At 63.3% G+C, this 12,392-nt stretch carries 10 protein-coding genes; all 10 read left to right on the top strand.

Annotated elements, in window-relative coordinates; genetic code table 11:
• Window positions 1–132: 132 nt before the first annotated feature.
• Window positions 133–702 (top strand): pseudouridine synthase, encoded by a 570-nt coding sequence (locus P0D73_RS26490; RefSeq protein ID WP_408433413.1) that lies wholly within the window; start codon window positions 133–135, stop codon window positions 700–702.
• Between the two features lie 456 nt (window positions 703–1,158).
• On the top strand, window positions 1,159–1,353 hold the full coding sequence (locus P0D73_RS26485; RefSeq protein ID WP_011489640.1) for a hypothetical protein: 195 nt from the start codon (window positions 1,159–1,161) through the stop codon (window positions 1,351–1,353).
• A gap of 145 nt (window positions 1,354–1,498) precedes the next feature.
• Window positions 1,499–2,005 (top strand): DUF192 domain-containing protein, encoded by a 507-nt coding sequence (locus P0D73_RS26480; RefSeq protein ID WP_408316370.1) that lies wholly within the window; start codon window positions 1,499–1,501, stop codon window positions 2,003–2,005.
• Between the two features lie 328 nt (window positions 2,006–2,333).
• Complete coding sequence (fusA, locus tag P0D73_RS26475; RefSeq protein ID WP_408286797.1) at window positions 2,334–4,439, top strand: elongation factor G; 2,106 nt, start codon at window positions 2,334–2,336, stop codon at window positions 4,437–4,439.
• A 186-nt stretch (window positions 4,440–4,625) separates the two neighbouring features.
• Window positions 4,626–5,141, top strand: coding sequence for a cupin domain-containing protein (locus tag P0D73_RS26470; protein WP_408179804.1), 516 nt, complete (start codon window positions 4,626–4,628; stop codon window positions 5,139–5,141).
• Window positions 5,142–5,158: 17 nt separating this feature from the next.
• Window positions 5,159–6,178, top strand: coding sequence for a HoxN/HupN/NixA family nickel/cobalt transporter (locus P0D73_RS26465; protein WP_408179805.1), 1,020 nt, complete (start codon window positions 5,159–5,161; stop codon window positions 6,176–6,178).
• 316 nt (window positions 6,179–6,494) lie between these two features.
• Complete coding sequence (locus P0D73_RS26460; RefSeq protein ID WP_408433409.1) at window positions 6,495–8,159, top strand: ABC transporter substrate-binding protein; 1,665 nt, start codon at window positions 6,495–6,497, stop codon at window positions 8,157–8,159.
• 27 nt (window positions 8,160–8,186) lie between these two features.
• Complete coding sequence (locus P0D73_RS26455; protein WP_408433406.1) at window positions 8,187–9,197, top strand: ABC transporter permease; 1,011 nt, start codon at window positions 8,187–8,189, stop codon at window positions 9,195–9,197.
• Complete coding sequence (locus tag P0D73_RS26450) at window positions 9,194–10,060, top strand: ABC transporter permease (RefSeq protein WP_132373375.1); 867 nt, start codon at window positions 9,194–9,196, stop codon at window positions 10,058–10,060. The genes P0D73_RS26455 and P0D73_RS26450 overlap by 4 nt, the downstream gene beginning before the upstream one ends.
• A complete protein-coding gene (locus P0D73_RS26445) occupies window positions 10,057–12,240 on the top strand; it encodes an ABC transporter ATP-binding protein (RefSeq protein WP_408316375.1) in 2,184 nt (727 codons plus the stop codon). Before P0D73_RS26450 ends, P0D73_RS26445 begins: the two co-directional genes overlap by 4 nt.
• Window positions 12,241–12,392 lie beyond the last annotated feature (152 nt).

Here is a 12,392-nt window from a genome sequence, read left to right as displayed (position 1 = left end):
GGCATAAGTCTTATGTCTTATACAAGACATGGAGCCTGTCGCCACGCAATATGCTTTATTATCCCGCCATTTACTCTTGGTCCGGCGTCTCCTGGAGACCGGCGGCGCTGCGCGACTCACTCTCCACTCCCTATGCGCCTTCTCGCTCTGAACAAACCGTTCGGCACCATCTGTCAGTTCTCGCCGCACGAGACGCGGGCGTCGCTGGCGGACTGGGTCAAGGTGCCCAACGTGTATCCGGCGGGCCGGCTCGATTCCGATAGCGAAGGCCTGCTGCTTCTCACCGACGACGGCGCATTGCAAGCGCGCATCGCCGAGCCGCGTCACAAGCTTGTCAAACGTTATTGGGCGCAAGTGGAAGGCGTGGTCGATGCGGCCACGCTGAAGAAACTCGCACGCGGCGTCGATCTCGGCGATTACGTGACGCGGCCATGCCGTGCGGAATACGTCGAACCGACCGACGCGCTCTGGACACGCACGCCGCCGATTCGCTACCGTGCCGCGATACCGACCACATGGATCGAGCTGTCGATCACCGAAGGCAAGAACCGCCAGGTGCGTCGCATGACTGCCGCGGTGGGGTTCCCGACGCTGCGTTTGGTGCGCGTCGGCATCGGCGCGCTCGACATATTTTCGCTCGGGCTGCAACCGGGAGAGAGCGTCGAATTGCCACCGAAGGCGCCGTGGGAAGGCATCGCCTGATCATCTGCACGCACGCATCGACTGATGATGGAATCCGCAACACGCTCGCACTTCACGCTGCTGAAAAAATAAGCTAACTCGTTGTATCAGCAAACAAAAGAGCGCGTGAAACTACGGTGAAAAACGCGTGAAACAATTGCATGCGCGCGTACGCCGCGGCCTCTCATTCGCATCAACGCAGCCGCATATAAATTTCCACGAAATTCACGTCAACCGGCGCATGAGCTCAGGCGTTATTCGACGCAGATGCCGCCCGAAGCTATCCGGCATTCAGCCTTAAGGGCCTTTGTGCAAGCCGCTCTTGCGGTCAGTGCAGGGAGTCTGAGCGCTAAAGCAGACGTGTCGAAAAATTTGTCGATGCGGCTGTCAACCGAAAGGTGGATGGCACGTTTACCGACATGACTCCATATATAACCGGGTCATTTGGTTAATTAACTAAAGCTGAGGATTCACAAAATGAACAAACTGATCGCCGCTCTGGTCGCTGGTCTCTTCGCAACGGCAGCATTCGCACAAGCTTCGGCACCGGCAGCAGCTTCGGCAGCTCCGGCAGCAGCAGCTTCGTCGGCAAAGAAGACCACGAAGCACGCTCACAAGAAGTCGCACAAGAAGGCAGCAGCTGCTGCTGCAGCTTCGGGCGCTTCGGAGTAAGTTTGTTGTAAAAACGCAGTCAAGAACTAGCTTCATTGCCGTTCTTACGGCGTTGAAAGGCAGATCACCGCAAGGCGATCTGCCTTTTTGTTTTTGACGCGCTCGCGTAACATTCGCGGGTTAATTTCCAGCAAGGAGTCATGCCGTGCGATTTCCCATGCGCTCGTTGATTGCGCGTTTCGCTGTTGCCGTTGCACTGCCGCTCGCCGCGTTGTCGTTTGTCGCTACCACTGCTGCTCCCGTGCATGCGCAGCAGATGCCGGCCGGCGCCAAACAGCCCAGCGAATTTCCTCGCGCGAAACTGACCGCGGGCATGTTCGTGATCGACGCCGCCGTCGCCGCGAACGACGCGGACCGCGAGCAAGGCCTCATGTATCGCACGAGTCTCGCGCCGAACGAAGGTATGCTGTTCGTCTTCGGCGAAAACGCCGTGCATTGCTTCTGGATGAAAAACACGCTGATCCCGCTGTCGATCGCGTTCATGCGCGCCGACGGCACGGTCACCGACATCGACGAGATGCAGGCCGAAACCACCAACAATCACTGCCCGAAGAACAACGGCGTGTATGCGTTGGAGATGAGCAAAGGCTGGTTCACGTCGAAGGGCATCAAACCGGGGATGAAGATCCAGGGCTTGCCGGCCGCGCAATAAAACCGCGCCGGCCGCGCGAAAACGCCGCCGCTTCGTCCCACCGCTTTCCGAGAGCCGGTGCCTTGTTCCAGGGCGCCGGCTTTTTTCTTTTCCGCGCCGCGGCATCGGCGGGCGGGCACGATCGCCTCGCCTGGCACCACATCGAAGCGCGCGGCGCCGGCAGCCGAAGCCTTGCCAGCAGGCGTTCACGTCCGGCTGGCAAGATTCCTGCAAAAGACGGGCCGACGCGCTATCCTAGTAGTCTTAGTAAAGCAGCATCCAGGCTCCCCGGGCAGCACAGACTGCCGCCCGGCAAGCGTTTCAGGCGCGCCATTCCAAGGAGGTTCACGTGCCCCGCAAGACTCCCATCGAGCGCTACCGGAACATCGGCATCAGCGCTCACATCGATGCCGGCAAAACCACCACCACTGAACGCATCCTGTTCTACACCGGCGTGACCCACAAGATCGGCGAGGTTCACGACGGTGCGGCAACGATGGACTGGATGGAACAGGAGCAGGAGCGCGGCATCACCATCACGTCGGCGGCCACTACCGCTTTCTGGAAGGGCATGGCCGGCAACTATCCGGAACACCGGATCAACATCATCGACACCCCCGGACACGTCGACTTCACGATCGAAGTGGAGCGCTCCATGCGCGTGCTCGACGGCGCGTGCATGGTGTACGACTCGGTCGGCGGCGTGCAACCGCAGTCGGAAACCGTGTGGCGCCAGGCGAACAAGTACAAGGTGCCGCGCATTGCGTTCGTCAACAAGATGGACCGCGTGGGCGCGGACTTCTTCCGCGTGCAGCGGCAGATCGGCGATCGCCTGAAGGGCGTCGCGGTGCCGATCCAGATTCCGGTCGGCGCGGAAGATCATTTCCAGGGCGTGGTCGATCTGGTCAAGATGAAGGCGATTTACTGGGACGAAGAGAACCAGGGCATCAAGTTCGAATACCGTGATATTCCGCCGGAACTCGCGGCGACCGCGAAGGAATGGCACGACAAGATGGTCGAGGCCGCAGCAGAGGCGAACGAGGAATTGCTCGACAAATACCTCGGTGGCGAAACCCTGACCGAAGAGGAAATCAAGTACGGCATTCGCACGCGCTGCATCGCCAACGAAATCGTGCCGATGCTGTGCGGCAGCGCGTTCAAGAACAAGGGCGTGCAAGCCATGCTCGACGCGGTGATCGACTATCTGCCCTCGCCGGTCGACGTGCCCGCCATTACCGGTCACGACGAATACGACAAGGAAATCGAGCGCCATCCGAGCGACACCGATCCGTTCTCGGCGCTCGCCTTCAAGATCATGACCGACCCGTTCGTCGGCCAGCTGATTTTCTTCCGCGTCTATTCGGGCGTGGTGAATTCGGGCGACACGGTCTACAACGCGATCAAGGAAAAGAAGGAACGCCTTGGCCGGATCCTGCAGATGCACGCCAACGAGCGCAAGGAAATCAAGGAAGTCTACGCGGGCGACATCGCCGCGGCCGTCGGCCTGAAGGAAGCGACCACGGGCGACACGCTGTGCGATCCGAACCACGTGATCATCCTCGAAAAGATGATCTTCCCGGAACCGGTGATCTCGCAGGCTGTCGAGCCGAAGACCAAGGTCGACCAGGAAAAGATGGGCATCGCGCTTAACCGTCTTGCCCAGGAAGATCCGTCGTTCCGCGTGCAGACGGATGAAGAATCCGGCCAGACGATCATCTCGGGCATGGGCGAGTTGCACCTGGAAATTCTGGTCGATCGCATGAAGCGCGAGTTCGGCGTCGAGGCGACTGTCGGCAAGCCGCAGGTCGCGTATCGCGAGACGGTGCGCAACAAGGTCGAAGACGTCGAAGGCAAGTTCGTCAAGCAGTCGGGCGGCCGCGGTCAGTACGGCCACGCGGTGATCACGCTGGAGCCGGCGCCGCAAGGCAAGGGTTACGAGTTCGTCGACGCGATCAAGGGCGGCGTGATTCCGCGCGAATACATTCCGGCAGTCGACAAGGGCATCGTCGAAACGCTGAAGGCCGGCGTGCTGGCGGGCTACCCGGTGGTCGACGTGAAGGTGACGCTGACCTTCGGTTCGTACCACGACGTCGACTCGAACGAAAACGCGTTCCGCATGGCCGGCTCGATGGCCTTCAAGGAAGCGATGCGCAAAGCCAAGCCCGTGCTGCTCGAACCGATGATGGCCGTCGAGGTGGAAACGCCGGAAGACTTCATGGGCAACGTGATGGGCGATCTGTCGAGCCGTCGCGGCATGGTGCAAGGCATGGAAGACATCGCCGGCGGCGGCGGCAAGCTGGTGCGCGCCGAAGTGCCGCTCGCGGAGATGTTCGGCTACTCGACGTCGCTGCGCTCCGCGACCCAGGGCCGCGCGACCTACACGATGGAGTTTAAGCACTACGCGGAAACGCCGAACAACGTCGCTGAAGCCGTGATCAACGCGAAGCACAAGTAAGCGCGATCCACCATCCAGCCGAAGGCAGCACACGCCAACGGCTCGAAGCCCGTCCTCTGTGGACGGGCTTTTTTTCGTCCGCCGCGCCGCACACGGGGCTTCTTCACACGCACGTTTTTGAACATGCAAAAATGCCAGACGGCGCCGTGCCGAACGCCGGGACTTACGCCCTCGAGGAGACACATCATGAGCCAGGATCACGAACACCCGCATTACAAAGACGTGCCGCCGGCTGCGCCGGTCGATTGGCGCGAGCACGGCGTGAAGGTCATCAAAGGCGATCAGCTCGATAGCAACACCGCGCAGACGCCGGGCATGAATCGCGCGGCCGCGATCAACGCGGCACGTGTCGGCGCGCAGAAGATCTGGGCCGGCACCGTGACGATCCATCCGAATGCGAAAACCGGCGCGCATCATCATGGCGCGCTCGAAAGCGTGATCTACGTGGTACGCGGGCAGGCGCGCATGCGCTGGGGCGAGCATCTGGAGTTCACCGCCGAAGCCGGCCCCGGCGACTTCATCTTCGTACCGCCGTATGTTCCGCATCAGGAGATCAATGCAAGCACCGACGACCCGCTCGAATGCGTGCTGGTACGCAGCGACAACGAAGCGGTGGTGGTCAATCTGAACATCGACGCCGTGGAACAGCCCGAGACGGTGTTCTGGGTCGATCCGATTCACAAGCATCCGCACGATCACTAACTCTTGCCACGCGACTCATGACGCCGACCGCTTCCCTGCGCCCACGCCTCTTCACGCTGTACGCCGTGCTGATCGCCGCCAATCTCGGCGCATGGGCGTGGGCCCTGATCGCGTTTCGCCACTATCCGCTGCTGCTCGGCACCGCGCTGCTCGCCTATGGCTTCGGCCTGCGTCACGCGGTCGACGCGGATCACATCGCGGCGATCGACGCTGTCACGCGCAAGCTCATGCAAACCGGCAAGCGTCCGCTCGGCGTCGGGCTATCGTTTTCGCTAGGGCATTCGACGATCGTGATTCTGGCGACGATCGGCATCGCGTGGACCGCGCATTCGCTGCACGGCCGTTTCGAGACCTTCAAGGCGGTGGGCGGCACGATCGGCACGTTGGTCTCGGCAAGCTTTCTGCTGGTGCTGGCCGCCGTCAACCTCGTGATTCTGCGCGACGTGTGGCGCCGTTACCGGCACGTCCAACGTAGCGGCGAATTGCCTGCGCAAACGCCGGACTCGACTGCGCCGGCCGGTCTGCTGTCGCGCGCTCTGCGGCCGCTCTTCAGGCTCGTGACGAAAAGCTGGCACATGTACCCCGTCGGCGTGCTGTTCGGCCTCGGCTTCGATACCGCGACCGAGATCGGCCTGCTGGCGATCGCCGCATCGGAAGCCGGCAAAGGTCTGCCGCTTTATTCGATTCTCGTGTTCCCCGCGCTCTTCACAGCCGGCATGACGCTGGTCGATTCGACCGACAACGTATTGATGGTCCACGCCTACGGCTGGGCCATGGACGACCCGAAACGCAAGCTCTACTACAACGCGAGCATCACCTTCGTCTCGGCGGTGGTGGCGATTGTGATCGGCGGCGTCGAGGCGCTGGGTCTGCTGTCGGACAAGCTCGGTCTGAACGGCGGCGTGTGGGATGCGGTGGCCAGCATGAACGAGCGCTTCGGTGTGCTGGGTTACGGCATCGTCGCGATGTTCATGGCGTGCTGGATCGGCTCGGTGCTGTTCCATCGCTGGCGGCGCCCGGGTGCGGTCGCGCGGTAAATCCAACACCGGCCGCGCGACATGATCGGTAAGCTTTCCATTCGCGGCATTAGCCGTTGCGCTGCTGCGGCGGTGGGCGTACCGGGCATGCCTCGCGCCGCGGCCATACAGAGCGTTGTGGTGACGATACACACCAGCCCTTTTAGCCCCCAATCGGGACCCCGGCAGCGCCGCAAGCGCTCCGAATCCACGGGCAATCGCTTACACTGAACCCGCTTCGCCTCGTCGCTTTCGTCATTGCAATACCGTCGCCCTGTCGCGCGCATCTGGCGCGGCCCTTCAGAACCGGCAACAGAACGGACTGGACACTCCATCGATGAAGACTCCCGCGGACCGATTTCTCGCACTCGACGCAGCCCGCCTCACCGCCGACGCCTACGGCAACCACGCCATCGACGAATTTCTCGCCGGCCGCATCACGCGCCGCGATCTGCTGCGCTATGCCAGCGTGATCGGTTTGTCGCTGGTGGGCGGCGGCGTGCTGAATGCGCCGCGAGCCCGCGCGCAAGGCACCGCCGGCGCGTCGAATCAGACGATCCGCGTGGCTCACCTGACGCCTGCGGGCGCGGTCGATCCGCTCACGGTGACGGACGCCGCGAGTCTTGCGCTGCTGAATCAGACCGGCGAATTCCTGATCGACGACGACGGCGAAAAACTCGTGCTGAAGCCGGCGCTTGCCCTGTCGTGGAAGCCGAACGACAAGGGCGACGTGTGGACCTTCAAGCTGCGTCCGAACGTCAAGTTCCACGACGGCCAGCCCTTCACCGCCAAAGACGCGGCCGCCACGTTCGACCGCCTCGCCGATCCGGCCAGCGGCTCGGCCGCGCTGTCCGTACTCAAGGGCGTGCTGTCGAAAGGCGGCGCGAAAGTGGTGGACGACCACACGATCGCGTTTCATCTGGATGCGCCGAACGGCAACTTCCCCTATTACGTTTCCTCGGACAATTACAACGCCGTGATCCTGCCCGCGAACTATGCGGGCGGTTATGAAAAGAGCTTCATCGGCACAGGTCCGTTCAAGCTCGAAAAGTATCAGGCGAAAGTGGGCGCATCGTTCGTGCGTAATCCCGACTACTGGGGCGACAAAGCGCTACCACAACGCGTACAGTTCTCCTTCTACGCCGACGAACAGGCGCAGTTACTCGCGCTGCAAGGCCATCAGGCGGATGTGATGGGCACCTTCACCGTGCAGGGCGGCGCCGGCATTCTGAACAATCCGGATTACAAGGCCGTGGGTGTGAAGTCGAGCGCGCATCGGCAGATTCACATGCGCAACGACAATCCGTTGTTCAAGGACAAGCGTGTGCGCCAGGCGCTGGCGTTGTCGCTCGATCGCGACGTGCTGGTGCGCGGCCTTTTCAAAGGGCGCGCGCAACTCGGCAACGACAGTCCGTTCGCTCCCGTGTTTCCGTCGTCGGATGCGGGCGTGCCGCAACGCAAGATCGACGTCGCGAAGGCCAAGCAACTGCTTGCGCAAGCGGGCGTGCCGAACGGCTTCGACGTGACGCTGACCACCGAAAAATACATGGAGATTCCCGATCTCGCGGTGGTCGTGCAGAACGCGGCGAAGGCCATCGGCGTGCGCATCAATCTGAAGGTGGAGAGCCAGTCGCTCTATTACGGCGCGGGCACGCCGGGCAAATCGGATTGGCTGGACTCGCCGCTCGGCATCACCGACTACGGTCATCGCGGCGTGCCGAATGTGTTCCTGAATGCGCCGCTCACCAGCACCGGCACGTGGAACGCCGCGCACTTCAAAAATCCGCAATACGATCAACTGGTCGCGCAATTCGTCGCCGCCATTGATCTCGGCTCGCAGAAGAAGATCTCCGGGCAAATCCAGACGCTGCTGCTCGACGAGACGCCTATCATCATTCCGTTCTTCTACGATCAACTGATCGCCATGCGCAAGGGTGTGAACGGCGTGCGCTTCACCGCGCTTGCGCAACTCTATTTCGACCGCGCGGTGTTGAGCGCGTAAGCGCAGGCGTTTCGGCAGGAGAGCACGATGTCGACCACGGTGACCCCTTCCGCTCCCTCTGCGCCGAACGGCAATGTGGGCCGCGTCGTGCGGTTTCTGGCGACGCGCGTCGGCTTGTCGCTGATCACGCTGTGGCTGCTCTCGGTGATCGTGTTCGCGGGCGGGCAGCTTCTGCCCGGCGATATCGGCCGCGCGGTCCTCGGGCCGCTCGCCGATGCGCGCGCGGTCGCCGCGCTCAATCATCAACTCGGCGCGGACCGGCCGCTCATGACGCAATACGTCGAATGGATTTCGCATTTCGTGCGCGGCGATATGGGGCTGTCTTATGCGTATCGCGAGCCGGTCGGGCCGTTTATCGCCGAGGCGCTCGCGCATTCCGCCAAACTTGGCTTGCTGGCGTTCATCGTGGTCGTGCCGCTCGGCATTGCGGGCGGCGTGTGGTCGGCCATGCACGCGGGACGCTGGCTCGATCGCACGATCAGCATTGCCGGATTGTCGGCGACGGTGGTGCCGGAATTCGTTTCGTCGATCGTGCTGATTCTGGTGTTCGGCGTGTGGCTGCGCTGGCTGCCGATCGAAGCGTCGTATCCGCCCGAAGCGAGCGCACTCGAACAGTTGCGCCATCTGGTGTTGCCGGTGCTGCCGCTCGTGCTGGTGTTCTTCGGCTATATCGCGAGAATGGCGCGCGCCGGCACCGTCGAAGCGCTCGAAGCGGACTACACGCGCACCGCGATTCTCAAAGGCCTGCCGCGCCATATCGTGATCTGGCGGCACGTGTTGCGCAATGCGTTGCTGCCCACCATCACGGTCGCCGCCACGCAACTCGGTTATATGATCGGCGGCCTCGTGGTGGTCGAGACGCTGTTCCACTATCAGGGCATCGGCTCGCTGATCTACAACGCCGCCAAAGCCAAGGACTTTCCGATGCTCGAGGCGGGCGTGCTCACGATCGGCGTGGTCTACACGGTCGCTAACCTCGTTGCCGACGCGCTGCATGTCCTGCTCAATCCGCGGCTGCGGGTAAGGAGCGCTGAATGAGCACTATCGTTCCGCCGACTCCGCGTGTCGCTGCCGAGCCGCGCTTCGACCAGTTGCGCGTGCTGCTGCGCTCGCCCACTTTCGTGGTCGGCGTGGTGATCGTCACGTGGTGGATCGTCTGTGCCATTGCCGGGCAGTGGATCGTACGCATTGATCCGTACGCGTCCGATCCACTCAACTCGCTAACGCCGCCCGACAGCACGCATTGGTTCGGCACCGACCAACTCGGACGCGACGTGTTCTCGCGCGTGATCGTCGGCGCGCGCGACATTCTCACCATCGCGCCGCTCGCGACTTTGCTCGGCACGGTAGCGGGTACCGCTTTGGGCTTGATCGTCGGCTACTTCGAAGGCTGGGTCGACAACGTGGTCGGACGCGCGATCGACGCCGTGCTCGCGCTGCCGCTCGTGATCGTCGCGCTGCTCGCGCTGGCCGCGGTCGGCGCGTCGAACTTCACCGTCATCCTCGTGATCGGCATCACGTTCACACCCATCACCGCGCGCACCGTGCGCGCCGCCGTATTCGCCGAACGGCATCTCGACTATGTCGCCGCGGCGCAGCTGCGCGGCGAACGCGCGCCCTACATCATGTTCGCCGAGATTCTGCCGAACGTGCTGCCGCCCATCATCGTCGAAGCGACGGTGCGGCTCGGTTACGCGATCTTCGCGGTCGCCACGCTATCGTTTCTCGGCTTCGGCATTCAGCCGCCGTCGGCCGACTGGGGTCTCGCGCTGTCCGAGTCGTACACGCTGATGGCGGGCGGCGCGTGGTGGACCGTCGTATTCGCGGCCGGCGCGATTGCCAGCCTGGTGGTTGGCGTGAATCTGATCGCCGACAGCGTGCAAGGCGTGCTCGACCGATGAACGGCCCGCCGCCCTCCTCGTTCCCCGCCTTCGACGTCTCGAAGAGCGACCGCACGGACGCGCTGACCGTCGTCGGTCTGACGGTCACGTACCGCATGCGCGGACGCGATCGCGAAGTGCTGCAGGACATTTCGTTTCGCGTGCGGCGCGGCGAAGCGTACGGCCTCGTCGGCGAGTCCGGCTGCGGCAAGTCGACCGTCGCGATGGCTGCGCTGCGCTATCTGCCGCGTAACGGCAAAGTGAAGGCCGGCAAGATCATCATCGCCGGCGAGGACGTGCAGAAGCTCAACGCCGACGCGTTGCGCAACATGCGCGCGAATGCGATTTCGATGGTCTATCAGGATCCGGGGCGCGCGCTGAATCCGTCGCTGACGATCGCGCGTCAGGTCTCCGAGGCGTTCGAAGCCGCCGGTGTCGCGCGCGATGAAGCGTTGCGGCGCACACATGAGATGCTGCAGCGCGTGCGCATCGCATCGCCCGAGCGGGTGATGGAGAGTTATCCGCATCAACTGTCGGGCGGCATGCAACAGCGCGTGGTGATCGCGATGGCGCTCGCCTCGAACCCCGCGCTGCTGATTCTCGACGAACCGACCACCGGCCTCGACGCTACCGTCGAAGCGGAAGTGCTCGACCTCGTCGCGCAGTTGCGCAAGGAACTCGGCACGGCGGTGCTGTTCATCAGCCACAACCTCGCGGTGATCGGGCGGATGTGCGAACGCGTCGGCGTGCTTTACGCGGGCAAACTGGTCGAGGAAGGCGCGACGCAAGATGTCTTCACGCGGCCGCGCCATCCCTATACGGTCGGACTGTTGCGCTGTTTGCCCACGGCCGGGCGCAGCAAAGACAGCGAGCGGCTCGACACGATCGCGGGCAGTCTGCCCTTGCCAGGTTCCGTCACGCAGGGCTGCATTTACGCAGACCGTTGCCGCCTCGCCGACGACCGCTGCCGCCGTGAAGCGCCGCCGCCGTATCGCGTGAGCGCCGCGCGCGGCGATCAGATGTCGCGCTGCCATTACCACGAACGCGCGATCGAATTGCCCCGTGCGAGCGCGGAAGCGTTGCCCGAACGCAATGGCGCGTCGATCGACGGCAAGCCGCCTGCTCTCGTGCTGCGCGCAGAAAAACTCTCGAAGACATTTCACGTGTCCGGTGCCCCGCTGCGCGCGGTCGACAATGTCTCAATCGATCTCGCTAGCGGCGAGACGCTCGGGCTTGTCGGCGAATCGGGCAGCGGCAAGACGACGCTCGCCAAACTGATGCTCGGCCTGCTCACGCCGGATGCCGGCAGCGTGCTCGAACTCGACGGCGCCCCGCTCGCCGCGCGCGTCACGCGGCGCAACAACGATCAGGTCAAGTCCCTGCAGATCGTCTTTCAGAATCCGGACTCGGCGCTCAATCGGGCGCATTCGGTGAAGCGGCTGATCGGCCGTGCGCTGTCGCGCCTCACCGCGCTGCGTGGGCCGGCAATCGACGAACGGCTCGCCACATTGACGGCCGCCGTGCGGTTGCCGGAGCGCTATCTCGGCTCGCGCACGCGGCAACTGTCCGGCGGACTCAAACAGCGTGTGGCGATTGCCCGCGCGTTCGCCGGCGAGCCGCGCGTGGTGGTCTGCGACGAACCGACTTCGGCGCTCGACGTCTCCGTGCAGGCCGCGATCCTGAACCTGCTCGCCGATCTGCAGCGCGAGCGGGGCGTCAGTTACGTTTTCATCTCGCACGACCTGCATGTGGTTCGCTATCTGTCGGATCGCATCGCGGTGCTGTATCTGGGCCGGCTGCTGGAAATCGGACCGGCTGCCGCCGTGTTCGAAGGACCGCATCATCCTTATACGGAAGCGTTGCTGTCCTCGGTGCCGACACTCGATGGTCACGGTGGCGCGACCCGCATCCGCCTGTCCGGCGATTTGCCGAGCGCGGCATCGCCGCCGTCCGGTTGCGTGTTCCACACGCGCTGCCCGCGCAAGCTCGGCGCGATCTGCGAACAGCAAGACCCGCCGTTCGCCGATGCGGGCGAAGGCAACGCCGCAACGCCGTCCGCGCATCGAATCCGCTGCCACATCCCCGTCGACGAATTGCGCGCGCTGCAAACCGCATCACGCGGTGAGGCTGGAAAAGTCACGGGCAAAGTCCCTGACAAAGGCTCGGAAAACGCGCCCGAGAACGCCGGCCGTAACGAATAACACGGCATAGCGCGGCATCGAGCCCTCGCGTTTCAACGCCGAAACGTTTTCGCGTGTTTTTTCAGCGTGCGCATCGCACATCCCTATCCCACGCCTGTTAGCTCAAGGCTTTCCGGCCAATGGCATGGATATCGCTAAGTACTGACCAGACA

The organism is Paraburkholderia sp. RL18-101-BIB-B (assembly GCF_046026985.1).
Classification (GTDB): domain Bacteria; phylum Pseudomonadota; class Gammaproteobacteria; order Burkholderiales; family Burkholderiaceae; genus Paraburkholderia.
Note: the sequence above shows the minus strand (reverse complement) of the source record. Positions and strands in the feature narration are given on the sequence as shown.

What these genes read in the sequence shown, in the direction of transcription:
- P0D73_RS26470 (WP_408179804.1), top strand. Translation starts at nt 4,626, where the DNA reads ATGAGCCAGGATCACGAACACCCGCATTACAAAGACGTGCCGCCGGCT.
- P0D73_RS26485 (WP_011489640.1), top strand. Translation starts at nt 1,159, where the DNA reads ATGAACAAACTGATCGCCGCTCTGGTCGCTGGTCTCTTCGCAACGGCA.
- P0D73_RS26445 (WP_408316375.1), top strand. Translation starts at nt 10,057, where the DNA reads ATGAACGGCCCGCCGCCCTCCTCGTTCCCCGCCTTCGACGTCTCGAAG.
- P0D73_RS26450 (WP_132373375.1), top strand. Translation starts at nt 9,194, where the DNA reads ATGAGCACTATCGTTCCGCCGACTCCGCGTGTCGCTGCCGAGCCGCGC.
- P0D73_RS26460 (WP_408433409.1), top strand. Translation starts at nt 6,495, where the DNA reads ATGAAGACTCCCGCGGACCGATTTCTCGCACTCGACGCAGCCCGCCTC.
- P0D73_RS26465 (WP_408179805.1), top strand. Translation starts at nt 5,159, where the DNA reads ATGACGCCGACCGCTTCCCTGCGCCCACGCCTCTTCACGCTGTACGCC.
- P0D73_RS26490 (WP_408433413.1), top strand. Translation starts at nt 133, where the DNA reads ATGCGCCTTCTCGCTCTGAACAAACCGTTCGGCACCATCTGTCAGTTC.
- P0D73_RS26455 (WP_408433406.1), top strand. Translation starts at nt 8,187, where the DNA reads ATGTCGACCACGGTGACCCCTTCCGCTCCCTCTGCGCCGAACGGCAAT.